The sequence below is a fragment of the Bacteroides sp. B1-V-101 genome (assembly GCF_023656585.1).
Taxonomy (GTDB): Bacteria; Bacteroidota; Bacteroidia; order Bacteroidales; family Bacteroidaceae; genus Bacteroides; species Bacteroides thetaiotaomicron.
This window is the reverse complement of sequence record NZ_JAMOKH010000017.1, coordinates 62,823-78,096: the sequence shown is the minus strand read 5'-3', so window position 1 is coordinate 78,096 and position 15,274 is coordinate 62,823. Positions and strand designations below refer to the sequence as shown.

Below are 15,274 nucleotides of genomic sequence, written 5' to 3'. Positions count from 1 at the left end.
CAGTGTATATTAAAATGGCAAAAGTTGGCTATATATTCAAGGAAAATAATGACAGTTTTGATGCTGAGAGAGAATGGATGCAGCGATACGGTTGTGTACAAATCGTAGAGGAAACAGTTGAACATGAAACATTGAGACCTATGTGGAAACAGCTTATGGCGAATCTTCAAAGGGGCGATGAAATAGTCATATCCAAATTCAGCAATGCTGCACGCGGCTTAAGAGAACTGGCCGCGTTCATCGAACTATGCCGTATCAAAATTGTACGTGTCATATCCATTCATGACAGAGTTGATACTCGCGGTGAATTATTCCCCGGTACGACAGCAGCCGATGTGTTGTGGATAATAGGGGCATTTCCGGAAGAAATTGCCGCACTACGAAAATATTCCGCTCATGTCGAGAAGTTACGCCAGAATATCAAAGCCCCGGCTGTGCCGAAGGTATTACCTAAAGCTGAACGAGATAAGACAATCGTGGATATGTATATCAACGGGCATTCTTTCGATGACATTTGGGTTGCAAGCGGTTTTAGCAGCAAAAGTTCTATTTGGCGCATACTCAATAAATATGGCGTAAAACTTGATCGTGGCCAAACCAGCGGTCCGCGTGTCAAACAGAACCCGAAAGAGGACGGAACAAATGAAGGTGGCTCCTGATGGAATTTTCAGATAATCAGGATCGTATATTTGTTTTTCGGTTATTATTTTGTATTTTTATTATTGTTAAAGCTATAAAAGTAAGATTTATGGGAGATATTATAATTGTATTGCTGGTATTCTGGGTTGTCGGCAAGCTCTTGAAGGGCGTGTTTGGCGGTTTCAGTAAAAGCAGCTTCAAAGATGATAAATAGGCCAGCCAAGGGATGGGATAAATACGGTCAAAAAAGACTGGTTCAAGAGGCGTGAAATTGTAAAAAGGAAGTGGAATGGAATAAATATAAACGGAGCTTCCGGCAACAGGAATCCAGGATATATCGGTTGAGATATACCCTGAATACATGTCGGATATTGTCTGTCCGGAGATGTTTAGGCTTTCCACCTATACCCCTCGTTTGTCAGTTCCAAGTATTCCTCTAATCCCGGTTTTACGAAAAAGACAATTTCAAAGGCATCGTTACTTCCGTTATCGGGGAATGTCATGTCGGTTTCTCCATTTCGGATAGTCCCTTTGCCCACGTTGGAACCAAGGTCTTCATCCGCATAGGCATATTGAAACTCGACGTCCGGAAATATTTCGGAGAGTGTTTGGATAAGCAGCGGCACACCTTCCCAAGCCGTATCAAACCAAAGCACGTTCGGTTCTTCAAAATTCTGATTAAAGGCATTCCATTTTGTACCCCAGTTGGCAATAGACCATTCATACCAAGTAGGATAACCGTATTTTCCCCAGTTTCTCAGATATGTCATTCCAAGTTGTAATGCTTCTTCCCTGACTTTTTCCTTCTGAATTTCCATCCATTGAATGACTTTCAGGTCGTCCTGTGAATTGAACGGTTTACGTTGCTGTGCTATGATATACTGCATACCAAATTCCCCAGAAGTGGACGCTTCTATCAGTAAGTCCTTTGGCATAGGGATAATGTTGTTGAAGTCAATATAGCAAGGCGTACTGTCTTCATCAGTTTTTCCTTTTAAGAAATCCATCACATTTTGTACTGTTTCTCTGTCTGCGTTTATTTCTAAACGGTTTGTTACATAATTAGGCATGATTTTAATGTTTAAAGAATTGGTTAGTATTAACTTTTATTTCCCATATTGTCGGTTCTTTACTGATTGAACCGTTTTGGGATTTATGGATGCGGTAAACGGATGTCGATACAGCTTCATACGGCAACTTTTCTTGCCAAATTACTCTTGCGCAGGAAGGAAGAATTTTGTAAGAAATACACTTCAAGTAGCAGGATCAAGCGCGATAGCCGACCTTTGCATCTGATAAAACCAAACCGGTGATAGGATGAAGAATAGATGGGAGATAAAATGAAAAATAATTAATATAAAAGAAGAATGCTATTCCTTTTGCAGAAATATAAAAAAGGAATAGAATGATATAATTATAAAAGAGGGATTATTATTACCCTCTCAATTATAAGAGGGTATGTTCTCAAACTCAGACCCTTATTTGTAATACTGTAATACCGCAACACCTCCGTTAAAGGTCATTACGGTATTTTTTTTGAATTATTCTTGTGTTACTCCCATAGCATTGCTGTATTCTTTGATTTGCTCCATTGTCAGCCATTCGGGTTTTTCGTTTTCTCGGAAGCTGTCGTGAATTTTCGTCATGTATTCAATTTGTGTCTTTTCAGAACCAGCCCACAAACGACGAGAACTTTTGTTTCCAAAGCCAAGATAATATTCACAGTCGGCTTGCAAACGACCCAATAACATATACCTGAATTTTAAATCGTGCTGTAATACTTCTTCTATTGTCATACTCGTTTTCGTTTTTAATTAAGTTTTTTATTTTCCCTTTTTTCAAGTCTTTCGACTTTGCCGGAAGGGTTGTTTTTCATGTGCGTCCCAAACGACGAAGCAGGAACGCAGTGCAAGGAATCGGAAATGAAATTTTATGAATACCGAAATCTATGATTTAGGAAGATTACGTCAAATTTCATTTCGGATAGCGTAGCGATACTTGGATAGCGTTCGTTCGCCGTAATTTTGCACACGAAAACAAGACCGGGCGAAAGTCTGGATAACGACAGGAAACATCAACATTCATTACATAAGGGCTGTAAAAGAGAAGCAGGCAGTTACGCTGCTATAAAAGGGAAACAAGGAAATTAAAAAAGTGGGCACGGAGCAATCTGTAAAAAAGGGGGATGCCACCTGTCTTCGGGCAAAAGAAGATACCATACCGATAGGATTTAACCGATACGGTATCTCTTTGGTAGTCATCAGTACCATACTTTCAGAAAACCATTTAAAAACATTCGATATTCGCCTCTTGGAAAATCTGCGGGGCGTGCTGATAAAGCAAAGGAAGATTCAATACCGCCATTGGATATTCCACAAATCCGCTTCTACGCTTGTAACCTGAATAGGTCGCTAAATTATTTGTCTCCAGAAACTCCATTGCATCCGGATAATGATTCACATCAATAAATGTACGGTCTGGCAAATCGAGTGCATCCATGCTCTCCAAATTGACGGATAGCACGATATACTCTGTTTCATCTTCCACACTTTGCAAAGTAAGTGCTAACCAGCCATTGCCATAAAATTGAGGCATGAGATAAAAGCGTTCTCCACGAAACTCGTATTCTTTCCGCGTTAGGGAGCTGTCCGGCTCTACCAAGCGAAAATCATCCTCTCCAGAAACAAATTCTGTTGATGGGTCGCTGACATCCACATACGTTCCATTTACATTGTGACACAAATACTCTGCATTTTCTGAACGAACAATCACAAATTGAATTTCCATACTTTTAAAATTTAGCTATTAAACATCATGTTCTTTTTTTCCCTTTTTTCGGAAGCCTTTAGGCTTCTCCAGTCGGGATTTGATTTTTACGTGCATTCAAGATTGCCTTTAAGGAAAAGCAGGCAAGGAATTTGGACAGAATTTTTACAGTTGCGGTATGGAGCGTATACGACATTTGAGCGATTGAAAATCGGGAAAGCTACTGAAAAATTGTGTTCAAATAGCGTAGCGGTACTTGAATGTTTTTCCGTGGCAATACCTTTGCACAGGAAAAAACAAGTCCTGACTGGTAGCAGCCTGAAACGAAATAATTTCGTTTTATACAAGGGTAAAACGGAGTGATAAAAAAGGGAATGACCACAAAGAGCAGCCGACAAAAGCCGGCTTTCTTTTGTTCCTGTGGGAGGAGCTGGGACATTTAATCCGTTACATCATAATAATAGCTTAGCTCGTCATCTTTCAGATACTCCATTGCATATTGACTGGCTTGTGCCCAAAGGGTATTATACAATGTCGCAATTTCCGGCCTTGTTTCATAATACTGCCATATCTTATGGTTAAGCACTAAAACCAGTTCCGTGAGATACTTGTAGTTCTCTTTCCACTCCTTAAAAGCACGGTTGAAAGTGTCCTGTATCGCCGAAAGACCAAATCGGTCAGCAATGGAAAAATCATTCCAAAAGGTTGTTTGCAATTCATAACCGTTCTCTAACATAAATTCTCTGAATGTCATAATGCCTCAAATTTTAAGATTAATATTTTATTTATTTCCCTTCGATACTTCCTGTACCGAAAGGTTGATTATTTTTCTGCCCACGGGATTGGCGGCCAGAACGGGCAAGGAGGATGCGGAAAATACACTCTTCGATATTTCGGAGAGGAAGATTTTACAGCAGCAAGTGTCAGCGGTCCTTGACAGGACGGACAGCCGGCAATCGAATTTTGCAGGGAAATAACCAGGCTTGCGGGATAGAAATATAGGGGGTAGCTGGATGGGGCTATAAAGGAGGGCCGGAGTCTAAAAAAGGAAACTGGCGCAAGCGGCCACCTACAACAGTTGGGCGGGAACATTCATAAATGTGTAAAAAGGAATAGTTTCCCACCACATTTTATGCAGAATATATACGGCATAAAACACAAGTGCCGTAACAGCCTCTTGAGAAAGCGTTACGGCATTTGTTTAAGTACAGGTTACAGGCTATTTTACCTGAACGAGGTTGTCCTGTAGAGTTTTCCAGCCATACACTGCGGCCACATAGGGGTGGAGGGAACGTGTAACTTGGCGAAAACCATTCTCGTCAATTTCATAGTTGTAGATTTTTGCGGCAATCCGTTCTGCGTCGTCACGATTTTCAGCGACACGGTACAAAACATAATTCGTGCCATCATGGTGCGACATACGGCCTCGTATATCGTAGCCGTCACCGTACCACTCTGCATCATACTGTGTAGATTGTAATATCCCGGCAATGTTGTCACCCAAAATTTGATAGCCTTGTTTGCGTCCGTTCCACAATCCTAAATCTCCAAATGCAATAATGACTCCATTGACATCCTTGTTTAGGTTCTGCCGCTCATCCCCCAATTCATTATACACTTCGTCCGACCACTCTTCATCGCTGACCTTGTAGGCATCATCGTCCAGTTCTTCTCGCTTGAAATTTTGATAATACTCTCTTGCTGTTTCATCCAATAGAGCATCACTTGACCAAATTATTTGTTTCATACATTCTAATTTTTTATTTTCCCTTCCCTTCAGAGGCTTTTACCTCGTCCGGTGGGATTTGATTTTACGTGCAAACCACAAGGCGGAAGAAGGGAACAATGCAAGGAGGAAGCGGAATCCGAAGGATTTCATTTGAACGGCATTGACTGCAAATGAAACGCGCCTTGCAGGTTCACGTCCGACTTAACTTCGCACTGTAAAATTAATGGACGGCGGACGTAACCTCACTTTTGGGAAGAAATATGGTTATAAGAGGGACTGGAAAGCTGCTCAGAGGTATGGAATTGAGAGAGTCTTCTTTTTTCTATTGAAAATCGTAATCTGCCTGTTCATCAAGTGGAGCTAAGTATAACAGTATTACCGGGTGAAGATTTCATTTGGAGCTTGGCATCGCAACAGTCACTTATAAAAGTATGATGCGTATTAATCCGGTCATGAGCAAAACAAAAGCGACCAAAAGATCGCTTTGTTCATGATAAGGCAAGAATTATTTTTTGCCTTTTTTCACGGGCTTTACCGGCTTTTCAGGAACATCCTCCTTTTCGATAGGAGGATAAAACTTGACAGCCACCATAACAACACGATTGTGCTTCACACCGACCTTGTCGGTCCACTCTTCAGGCTTAAAGTAGCCTTCAATGGTGAGCATCGTACCTTTGGTCAGTTGGTTGAATGACCCAGTATTCTCGTTTTTACGCCAAGCCTCAATATTCATAAAGGCTGAAATGCGGTTGGTTTCCTCGGCATTCCTTTCCTGACGGCTTACGGCCAATGGGAAACGTGCGACACTGCTGTTGGTGAACTCTCGGATTTCAGCGTCTTTACCTAAGAATCCGGTTACTGTGAAATTGTTTTCAATCTTTTTCATGTTGAATTGCTTTTAGAAGTTATTAAATCAATTTTTACACTGCCTAAAAAGTAGATGTCGTTTAAGGGATGCACCAAGGATAGCGCGTCAATACGCTTTATTTTTAGCCACAGGTAAAATCGAAGGCTCGATAAAGGAAGATTGAAGCGGCTACGCCATTGGTCAAGACAACCATGTCGTTCCCGTCGGCATACTATCTTTGCAGAGGAAAAATGATGATTGCTTCGATAAAAAGCGATTATGGAAAATGGGAAACAAGTAAACCGGTAATGATAAGGAAAAAGAGCAAATCCAAATGTCGGCACAAAGGCGAGACATCCGTCCGAAAGTCAGTGAAGAATAGCAAAGCCAAAGCGAGACATGCCTGGCTTGAATTGAGACTGTAACAAACAGAATACCATCCAATCAGAAAAAGGCCACTGCATAAGGAATGTGTCAGCCAAGAGTGGACAGAAGCGTAGGTAGCCCATCCTTGGAGGATAGTGATATCCGCATCGAAAAAAAATGGAACTGGAAGGAAAAACGGCAGGAAGAACCAGACTTTTCACAAAGTGGTTTCCAATTCGCTTTGTGCGAATGGCTGGTTTCTACAAAAGGGAGTGGCGCAGCCAAAAGAAAAAGTTATAAAAGGAAAATGGAAGTAAGGCTGAAATGGGTGATTCCATTCCAGCCAGTCGATGATATTTGTCCAAGGTGTCATTGAAATTCAACCATCATAATACGATGCTCGAATATTTTGGTTTTGTCGCTGGGACGTCGCTGGCAAACCCAAAGGTGTCGTGCACCGTAACCGTATGTGAAATATTCATCAAGTGGAGTTTTTTTCTCCAACTGTCTCATGCTTTCACGCAATTCCGCCTCATTGCCAGAAAAAAGAATCGTGTTAATGATTCGGAAATAAAGTTCAGTTACCTCGTCACAATAGGGGCAAAAGCTGTGTTCAATTGTTACTTTCATGCTTCTTTTGATTTTTATTGTACTTCGATTATATCTTCAATTCGACCATATAGGACAGAACGTAGTGCGGTTTTGTCAATGGCATAATATTCAGCAATATGTCCGTGTTGTTTCACGAAATACCGTTTGAGAACATCGGAGAAGTCAAAACGGTAGCCCATTAAAGCGATACCTCTTTTGAAATGGCAGCACTCTTTCACATTGCGGGTGAGCCAGTTCTTTTCTTCCCGACTCAACTTGTCGCCATTATCAAGACGTTCCCGTAATTTGTAAACCTTGCTATCTTTCAGTTTTTCCAATTCGGGCACATCCCATTGGACGAATTTCATTGCTATCTGTGTCATGGTTTCTATGTTGTAAAATTGTAAAAATTACTTCATCACAGTATTTAATACTCTCTCTTTGCCACAGATGAAACGAACAGTGATTTTGTTGTCGAAATCACCGACAATCGTTCCATCCGTGTGTCTCTTATAGAATAAGCAAAGTGTAGGATAGACCATAATTTTACTTTATCTTCTTCTACTCATTCAGTTACTAATTTGACCTTCCATTCTCCCTGAGAGAATATTCTAAAGCTCACGTACTCGTCTTCAAATTCATAGGTTAGAATCTTGATATAGACTTTATCTTTGTCCTCCAACGATTCTACCAATTTTTTGATTTCTTCTTCTGGATACACCCAACGAGAGGAAAATTATGCATCTACACTATCACCATATCGATTGGTAAATTCGCTGAAAGTGTCATCCAAGAAAGCCTCTATTTTGTCGAGGTCTGTTTTATTTTCCGTTCTTGCGTGGAAAATGTTGGTTGCATAATTTGCCATAAATACCAAGTTTTAAGTTTGTTACTTTCCCTCCTGTAGCATTTCACTTACTTTCGGGCTTGATTGAAATTATGTCGCTTCAACAGGTGGCATGGCTATGTATGCAGGGTTTCACTACAAAATACTACCTCTGCGAAGCGGAGCGTGGAGATTTTGTAGTGAAACTTCAGGTTACAACCTTGCATACAATAAAGACATGGCAAATACCTTTGCGACACAATTCCCATCAGGCAGACCGAAAGTTGATATGCGAGCATGTGGGAGTTTGCTCGGTACGGATGTGTGTAAAAGGTAGCTATGAAGTAAAAGAGTATCGCAGCGAAAAGAGAAAAGAGGCAAGAGCTTATCTTCTCTTTTGGCTGTATGGGTACAATGGGAAAATCACAAAAAGTAACATGAAAATCCAGTTTGGTTTAGTTTGTTAGCCTTATATATGCTAAACTAAATTAAACTAAATATAGGCAGGCATTTTTGGCTGCCTGTACAAAAAAGATTATCTTTGCTACAAGCAATACAACTTCAAGAGATAATAATTTGTATTCTCTTTATGAGCTGCAAATAATTTGTTAGTTAAAGTTAGGAGCAAATTCTTCGAATGATGAGAGCAGATAAAATTGCTCGGAATGCACTCTGAAAGCAAACAAACGAAAAGAAAGAAACAGAGTGCAAATAGAAAAATGAGAAATCACTTTAATTCCTATTTTTGTTCCTTATTTGTTTCTTCATTAAAATCACCTTTCTTATAACATATTGATTATAAAATATTTAAGTGTATATTTTAAAGAAGGTTAAGAATATTACCAATTATCAGATTCATTGCCGGCAAGACCATTTTTTACAGCCTCCTCAATCTTATCCATAATTACATTAGAATATGCATGAGTCATTACTAATGCTTTTGAAGAAGTCTTTTTCGCTTTATGTTCATCCTTCTCAATGAAAGGGTAACAGGTTTCAAGCGGCCATTTTTCTGTGGATATGGAAGGTCTGGTGTTGGAAAGAGCAGACATGACACCGCCTCCTACAGCTTTCTCCACCTCAAAACATTGTACGGTATAGGTCACACGAATTTTTTTATCTTTGATGTCCACTTTAATAATAGGGTGAACGCTGACATTATATGCGTTCATTCCGCCTAAGTGTCCTGCAATATCAGAAAGGTAACCTTTGCCGATAATAACTCCTTCTTCTTTGTCATTAAGTTGAATGACAGAGTTTGCGTCATTAAAAGATTCTACAAACCAATGGTTAAGAGTAACATACAATTTTTCTTTGATTTGTTCTCCACACTCGATAACCTGGGTATATGTCAGAGAGTTGTTTTTGTCCAGTGCAAGTTGCGAACCTATGTTTGCTGCCGCATCTACCCATTTGTCGCCAAATTTTTCTTTAGCGTACTTTTCCAGTTCTTCACTGCGCATAAGTTGTGCGCTTGCACTAATTGCCATTAATCCAATTAGAGCACTCAAAATAATTCTTTTCATACAATAGTTGTTTGTTTTTCTTAGATTCTAAGAAAAAAGTTAATATTAATTCTGATTACCAGTTTTGATATACATACAATCCTTGGTCTTGCATAGAAGTTTGAAAGACCTTCTTTTCATTTTTTCCTCTATAATCATAGTTTACGCTGATTGCTTTGTAAGATGATTTTCTTCATTTTTATATGTTTATTAAAAGTTTGTTTTGCAGGTTTATTACCAAAGATTTGGTTTTAAATCTTTGATTGAATTTTTTGAATATGTTTAATTGATCTAATAAGTATGGAGATAACGATCATTGAGGTAGGTGTATAATAATCTCATTGCTTAGAAATTAAGCGGAATTTCTTTTTACTTTAGTCATGTTTATATTAAGTTTATATAGGCAAATAGCATTTCCCACTATCTATTTGTCCCACAATGTATATTTCCCGTTAATATTTCCTTATGTTTGTTTTGCCGCTTTGCAGGCAAAGCATTAATGTTAATTAATGCTGCAAAGGTAGGTAGAATATATTGAATGCCAAAAGATTCTCTGATAATTTTCATGTATTAAATGGATATTATAGCTTGTGCTCTTTTCTATGTGAAACTATATATCAGGTATTAATACTTGAGTTGTCGAGTATTAATACCTGATATATCAAGAGTTAATACTTGAGAAGTGAGATGTTAATACTTGATATGTCATATGTTATTGCTTGAAAGACAATTGGCATGACATTAATATTATTCCTACCTTTGCCGAACAAACAAATTAAATATCTATACGTAATGAAAAAGCTTCTTTTTTTTATGATTTTATTGTGTCCAATAGTATTGGGGGGATGTTCTTCTGATGATGATGATTGGATGGACTTAGATTCGAAACACTTGGTAGGAACATGGTCAACGGGTACGGAAGGAACTCACAAATACTTAAAATTTGAGAATGATGGAACCGGGTATTATGCGCTTCTTAACGGAGCTAGCTTTTTAACTAACTATTTATTTACGTATGAAATCTCAGGTGATAATATAAATATTGAAATTACCTATTCTGATGATGGAAATAAGCTCAAAGGACAGAAAAAAGTATGGGAGTGTTTATTTTCAAAAGATATATTAAAGATAAAGAACGGTTCTGAAGATGGAACTTACAAGAGGGTAGAATAAAGATAGGCTTTCCTAACGTTTAACAAGATCTATCCCAACTAGATGTATAGGGAATTTTATGTAGTAACTCTGTTTTAAGAATCGAAAAGGGGCAACTAGTTCGTTGTGAGTTAGTTGCCTTGTATTTTAATGATTAGAAGGAGTTTTCTTTTATAGTGCCATCGATGATCTGGTATATAAATACTTCGCATATCTTTCAGAATAATAGCCGGGCAATACCAAGAAAAAACAGTAGACTCAAGCAATAAAGCGTGAACCTACTGTTTCCTTTTTCTGTATTTACTTCTATTTACTATAAGACGCCTTTACAAAAGGAGCATCCAGCAAATAGTCCAGACTCTTCTTGACACTTTCCTCTACAGGACAACTGTACCCTTCTATTTCAGCAACAATATGCTTTACGCCGGCAACCTTTGCATTTCTGAAGATAGCATCGAATCCGACCATACCACTATCTCCGATTTCTTTGTCATCTTTGATATGAAGCACGGTGAAACGTCCCGGATACTTGTTGAAATAGTCTACAGGACTGTGCTGCCCTCTGACTATCCAATATACATCCATCTGAAAAAAGACATACTCAGGATTGGTATTCTCAATCATATAGTCCAACATAACCGCTTGATTTTCTACTTTCTGAAATTCATGCGCATGATTATGATATCCGAATTTCATACCGTTCTGTTGACATCTTTTGCCTATTTCATTGAAATAGTCGCAATACATCTTCATCTCTTTCATTGTTTTAGGAACACCGATTCCCGGATTTACGATGTATTTCATGCCTGCTGCTTTATGGGCGGCAATGCTTTGATCCCACCATTTCAGTGACTCGGAGAAATCTCCGGAAGCCACTTCCTTGTCCGACAATCCTCTGGAACAATGTGAAGACAGTACTTTCATACCGGCCTTTTCGACAGCATTCTTAAACTCTTCCGGAGTTTTGCCATAGAACTTGCCATTATCATAATTGGCGGCTTCGATGCTGGTGTATCCCATTTGCGCCAGATTCTTCAAAACTACGTTGAGGTCGGTTCCATTATTTATGATGTCTCTGACCGAATAGAGTTGTATGGCAATGTCTTTCTTCTTTTTCGCATCTGCTGCCTGCGGAATTGCCAGCAGCAATGCGAACAGCACTAATAAATAGTTCGTTTTCATAATATGATGTATTAGTCAAGAACCTTCACGCGGATATTGCGGAACCATACGTCATCACCGTGATCCTGCATTCCGATAAATCCTTCGTGGTTTTCACCACCGCAATTATTCAGCAGTTCGAAAGCCAACGGCCATTTGTCCTGACTGAACTTGCTGGCCTGCAAAAGGTCAGTCCATTGTTTGGTCCACAAGTGATATTCGAGTACATTCTCGTCATTCTGTCCGTGAACAACCGTACCTTTATAAACCATGATCTTAGCCTTGTTCCATTCACCGAAAGGTTTCGCATTCTGAGGAACTGCCGGAATCATGTCATATAAAGAAGCCGACTGACGGTTATTATCTTTCCCCAATTTAGCATCCGGATGATTGTCATTGTCCAATACCTGATATTCAGGTGCGGAAATATAAATAGGTTCGAGCACGTCGTTGCCGTCCTTATCTTTAGAAGTCACTTCCTGAGCTAAATAGAAGATACCGGAGTTACCGCCTTTGGAAACTTTCCATTCCATTTCCAGTTCGAAGTTTTTGAATTTGTGAGCAAAGATCAGGTCTCCGCCATCACCATCCTGCGCTTCACCGCCACCGGAACCGTTGAACTTGATGCAACCGTCTTCGATAGTCCATTTGGAAGGAACTCTGTCCTTGCCATAACCACGCCATCCATTAAATGTTTTGCCGTCAAAGATAGTGATGTAACCATCCGCATCTACCGGTAATTGCAAGCTATCCATCTCTGCCGCTTTTAATGATTTTGAATATGATACTGCTACTTCGTTTGCCGATTGCTCTTCCTGAGCACTCCCGGATTTCTTCTGACCGCTGCAGGAAACTAAAACTCCCGCTGCAAGACAACAAGCTAATGGGTAAAATACTTTTTTCATATAATATCAATTTATTTTTTTGATCTTTAATTTCCTCTTATCGTGGCATATCAGGCAAATTCCATCCTTCGCGATAGTTATGTTTCACCAGTTCGGCTGCGAATTGTTTCGCATTGATCGGATCTGTCCATGTCTTATTGAATGACGGGTGACCATCATGAATTGTAAATCCGTCCTTGATGCAGGTTCTGAGTGTTTCGTTATCACCGATATTGGTGAAGCACATATTAGCGCCGTCCCATTCCAGTGTCTTGTTCAAGCCTTGCAGACGGATAGCCAATACACCCATTACCACCATTTCATTCATCGGTCCCGATTCGGAGAAATCCGCTTTCGGCATTATACGGTTGGATTTGTCTTCCTTACAAGCGCGTACCCAGTCCATTTCATGAGAACAAGTAACACGGCGGCATACTTTCGGTGCATTGGGCACACGGCCTGACAACAAGAAAGGTTGTTCTCCGTAGCAACCGCAAATCAATGTATCTTTTGTTCCGTGGAAAATAGTCAGACCACCACCGGGGCCCATCAGTTGTTTTCCTTCCGGGAAACCTTTCGGACGTTCCGGCATCATGCCGCCGTCATACCAATGTACCTCAACTTCCGGCAAGGCAACTTTCGGCATATTGTCGCGGGCGGGGAAAATCATCTTCACGTGTTGGGCCTGAGGAGCGCAGGCACTCAGTAATAGAGTAGAAGAACCTTCCACCTTGGTAGGATAACCCAGCTTCAGAGCTCTGAACGGCTGGTGCAGAATATGACAGGCCATATCACCCAGTGCACCTGTACCGTAATCCCACCATCCGCGCCAGTTCCAGGGATGATAAACGTTGTTGTACGGGTTCAGTTTGGCAGGTCCGGTGAAAAGATCCCAGTTCAGTGTGTTGGGGATGCGGTCCGCCTTTTCGGGTGCATTCAGTCCTTGCGGCCAGATAGGACGGTCGGTGGCGCATTCCACTTTGGTTACTTCACCGATTTCTCCATTCCAGATCCATTCGCAAACCAGGTCGGTACCTTCGCCCGATGCTCCCTGGTTACCCATTTGAGTAACTACTCCGGTAGAGGCTGCGAGCTTGGTCAGCAAACGGGATTCGTAAACGGAGTGGGTTAACGGTTTCTGGCAATACACGTGCTTGCCCATTGTCATGGCATCCGCTGTGATAATAGCATGAGTATGGTCGGCAGTAGCAATGATTACGCCGTCAATGGATTTGCCCATTTCATCGTACATCTTGCGGTAATCCCAGTATTTCTTCGCATTCGGGAATTCATCGAATACGCCTTTGGCATATTTCCAGTCTACGTCACAAAGGGCTACAATGTTTTCGGTGCCCTTCACGTTGTTGATGTTGGCATGTCCCATACCGCCGATACCTACGGCTGCGAGGTTCAGTTTGTCGGTTGGGGAAACGTGTCCGTGGCTCATACCTAAGATAGAGCTGGGAGCAATGGTGATTCCTGCTAAAGCAGCAGCCCCCGTTTTAAGAAATTTTCTTCTTGAAAAGTCTGACATGGTTTTATTTTTAAGAGTTAATAATTGATTTCAGTTTCTTATTTTATTGAATATTTATCATGGCTTTTGAAGTAATCCGTATCCATTTTTCATATTTCTTCTTCTTTCCCATATTTGCTCAAGTGTCTCCAGTTCACCGATAGCAGGCAAATCATGTGTATAGGCATCGTGCAAAAAGGTCCACGCATATTCCGATGCGATGGCTGAATCGCGTATGAGCGGCAGTTGGGGATTTCTGATTCCGGTCTCTATGGAGTCGGCGAATAAGTCGCACAGCACATCGATGTTTTTTCCACCGAACGGCTTCTCTATATGATGTGTCTGCGTTACTCCACGCAGATCGACTACAGCTGTCTTGAAGTCATGTGTCATTCGGGCGATACCTTTGGTACCGATGATGTCCACGTATGAGTTATGAGTCTGATCTTTGGACAATTGTCCGTACACAAACCCCTGAGTGATATCAAAAACAACGCCGTTCTGGAATGTCCCGTGACACTGTACCCACCAAGGATCTTTATAACTCCACATATTGACGCCCTGCGCATGCCATGTCTTGTATTCGCATCCGGCATACCAGCGTGCAATGTCTACATAATGCATTCCGCAGTCATGGAAGGCGGGGCCTTCATATTCGTGACCTTCGCCCGGTGCGAGACCCGGAGTCATGTGGCAGATTCGCAGAATGGCAAGTTCGCCGATCTCGCCCTGATCGATAAACTGTTTGATAGTCTGATGATACCAGGCGTTGCGGAGATACAAATTGACGGTAGAAAAACAACTGGCTTTCTCGGTGATGTCCACTACTTTCCATTCTTTGTCTATGGTGTCTGATACCGGTTTCTCAGAGATGATATGTTTCCCGTATTTGATAGCCTTTTCAATCCGGTCAAGCCTTGAGTCTGCCAATGCAAAGAGTCCGACCACCTGCACACTTTCATCATCGAACATTTCCTGTTCATTTTCGAGTATTTTCGATTCGGGCGACAATTGCTTTGCCAGTTCGCGGCAGTCGGGATTGATGTCGCAAATGTATGCGACATCCCATCTTCCGCTTTTCTGCATCTCTTTCAAATAAAATCGTCCCATTCGACCGAATCCAATAAGACCAACTTTAATTTTCATCGTATATCTTTTTTAGTTTCTTTATCCCATTATATATTTTGCCTTGTGAGGCATCAGCTTATATAGTAGTATTAATAAGACGATCATCTTTCGACAAACCACTAAAAAGCCGAAAAGAATAGTGTGTTTTCGTTACCGCTTTCTTTAAA

At 40.7% G+C, this 15,274-nt stretch carries 18 protein-coding genes and 1 pseudogene; 4 read left to right on the top strand and 15 right to left on the bottom strand.

The genetic code is table 11. From position 1 onward, the window contains the following. Window positions 1–14: 14 nt before the first annotated feature. Window positions 15–659 carry a recombinase family protein gene (locus NBH01_RS14300; RefSeq protein ID WP_039848662.1) on the top strand — a complete coding sequence of 215 codons (645 nt, stop codon included), beginning with the start codon at window positions 15–17 and terminating at the stop codon, window positions 657–659. A gap of 369 nt (window positions 660–1,028) precedes the next feature. On the opposite strand, the gene NBH01_RS14295 is transcribed toward NBH01_RS14300, so the two are convergent. The 6 genes from NBH01_RS14295 to NBH01_RS14270 all read right to left on the bottom strand — a co-directional run bounded on the left by NBH01_RS14295 (window position 1,029) and on the right by NBH01_RS14270 (window position 6,020). Further along, window positions 1,029–1,709, bottom strand: a complete 681-nt coding sequence (locus tag NBH01_RS14295; protein ID WP_009017559.1) for a DUF1281 family ferredoxin-like fold protein — start codon at window positions 1,707–1,709, stop codon at window positions 1,029–1,031. A gap of 471 nt (window positions 1,710–2,180) precedes the next feature. Beyond that, a complete protein-coding gene (locus NBH01_RS14290; RefSeq protein ID WP_004323443.1) occupies window positions 2,181–2,435 on the bottom strand; it encodes an LPD11 domain-containing protein in 255 nt (84 codons plus the stop codon). Window positions 2,436–2,925: 490 nt separating this feature from the next. Further along, a complete protein-coding gene (locus tag NBH01_RS14285) occupies window positions 2,926–3,426 on the bottom strand; it encodes a DUF4313 domain-containing protein (RefSeq protein ID WP_007218096.1) in 501 nt (166 codons plus the stop codon). Between the two features lie 418 nt (window positions 3,427–3,844). Next, on the bottom strand, window positions 3,845–4,159 hold the full coding sequence (locus tag NBH01_RS14280) for a hypothetical protein (RefSeq protein WP_004308733.1): 315 nt from the start codon (window positions 4,157–4,159) through the stop codon (window positions 3,845–3,847). Window positions 4,160–4,624: 465 nt separating this feature from the next. Next, window positions 4,625–5,152 (bottom strand): hypothetical protein, encoded by a 528-nt coding sequence (locus tag NBH01_RS14275; protein WP_004308734.1) that lies wholly within the window; start codon window positions 5,150–5,152, stop codon window positions 4,625–4,627. 487 nt (window positions 5,153–5,639) lie between these two features. Then, window positions 5,640–6,020, bottom strand: coding sequence for a single-stranded DNA-binding protein (locus NBH01_RS14270; RefSeq protein WP_009017557.1), 381 nt, complete (start codon window positions 6,018–6,020; stop codon window positions 5,640–5,642). Window positions 6,021–6,450: 430 nt separating this feature from the next. Here NBH01_RS14270 and NBH01_RS14265 point away from each other — a divergent pair, with 430 nt between their 5' ends. Continuing rightward, on the top strand, window positions 6,451–6,723 hold the full coding sequence (locus NBH01_RS14265) for a hypothetical protein (RefSeq protein ID WP_004323449.1): 273 nt from the start codon (window positions 6,451–6,453) through the stop codon (window positions 6,721–6,723). Here NBH01_RS14265 and NBH01_RS14260 read toward each other — a convergent pair. The 4 genes and pseudogenes from NBH01_RS14260 to NBH01_RS14250 form a co-directional block, all read right to left on the bottom strand. Further along, window positions 6,717–6,977 (bottom strand): DUF8466 domain-containing protein, encoded by a 261-nt coding sequence (locus NBH01_RS14260; RefSeq protein ID WP_004308737.1) that lies wholly within the window; start codon window positions 6,975–6,977, stop codon window positions 6,717–6,719. The genes NBH01_RS14265 and NBH01_RS14260 overlap by 7 nt on opposite strands. Window positions 6,978–6,991: 14 nt before the next feature. Continuing rightward, window positions 6,992–7,321, bottom strand: coding sequence for a hypothetical protein (locus NBH01_RS14255; protein ID WP_004323450.1), 330 nt, complete (start codon window positions 7,319–7,321; stop codon window positions 6,992–6,994). Between the two features lie 27 nt (window positions 7,322–7,348). Next, window positions 7,349–7,480 carry a hypothetical protein gene (locus NBH01_RS26580; protein WP_004323451.1) on the bottom strand — a complete coding sequence of 44 codons (132 nt, stop codon included), beginning with the start codon at window positions 7,478–7,480 and terminating at the stop codon, window positions 7,349–7,351. A gap of 23 nt (window positions 7,481–7,503) precedes the next feature. Further along, window positions 7,504–7,806: pseudogene (locus NBH01_RS14250) on the bottom strand (hypothetical protein). 71 nt (window positions 7,807–7,877) lie between these two features. On the opposite strand from NBH01_RS14250, the gene NBH01_RS14245 reads away from it, so the two are divergent. Further along, window positions 7,878–8,231 carry a hypothetical protein gene (locus NBH01_RS14245; protein WP_050775572.1) on the top strand — a complete coding sequence of 118 codons (354 nt, stop codon included), beginning with the start codon at window positions 7,878–7,880 and terminating at the stop codon, window positions 8,229–8,231. A gap of 372 nt (window positions 8,232–8,603) precedes the next feature. Here the strand turns inward: NBH01_RS14245 and NBH01_RS14240 are convergent, their stop codons facing one another. Further along, window positions 8,604–9,290, bottom strand: a complete 687-nt coding sequence (locus NBH01_RS14240; RefSeq protein ID WP_130041608.1) for a DUF4468 domain-containing protein — start codon at window positions 9,288–9,290, stop codon at window positions 8,604–8,606. A gap of 771 nt (window positions 9,291–10,061) precedes the next feature. Here NBH01_RS14240 and NBH01_RS14235 point away from each other — a divergent pair. Next, a complete protein-coding gene (locus NBH01_RS14235) occupies window positions 10,062–10,442 on the top strand; it encodes a DUF5640 domain-containing protein (RefSeq protein ID WP_130041607.1) in 381 nt (126 codons plus the stop codon). Window positions 10,443–10,727: 285 nt separating this feature from the next. Here the strand turns inward: NBH01_RS14235 and NBH01_RS14230 are convergent, their stop codons facing one another. The 4 genes from NBH01_RS14230 to NBH01_RS14215 are packed head-to-tail and all read right to left on the bottom strand — an operon-like array spanning window position 10,728 to window position 15,125. Further along, window positions 10,728–11,603, bottom strand: coding sequence for a sugar phosphate isomerase/epimerase family protein (locus NBH01_RS14230; RefSeq protein WP_008764604.1), 876 nt, complete (start codon window positions 11,601–11,603; stop codon window positions 10,728–10,730). Window positions 11,604–11,614: 11 nt separating this feature from the next. After that, window positions 11,615–12,487 (bottom strand): 3-keto-disaccharide hydrolase, encoded by an 873-nt coding sequence (locus NBH01_RS14225; protein ID WP_250700163.1) that lies wholly within the window; start codon window positions 12,485–12,487, stop codon window positions 11,615–11,617. A 37-nt stretch (window positions 12,488–12,524) separates the two neighbouring features. Beyond that, window positions 12,525–14,000, bottom strand: a complete 1,476-nt coding sequence (locus NBH01_RS14220) for a glycoside 3-dehydrogenase (RefSeq protein ID WP_234150555.1) — start codon at window positions 13,998–14,000, stop codon at window positions 12,525–12,527. 57 nt (window positions 14,001–14,057) lie between these two features. Next, window positions 14,058–15,125 carry a disaccharide 3-dehydrogenase gene (locus NBH01_RS14215; protein WP_008764608.1) on the bottom strand — a complete coding sequence of 356 codons (1,068 nt, stop codon included), beginning with the start codon at window positions 15,123–15,125 and terminating at the stop codon, window positions 14,058–14,060. Between the last annotated feature and the right edge of the window lie 149 nt (window positions 15,126–15,274).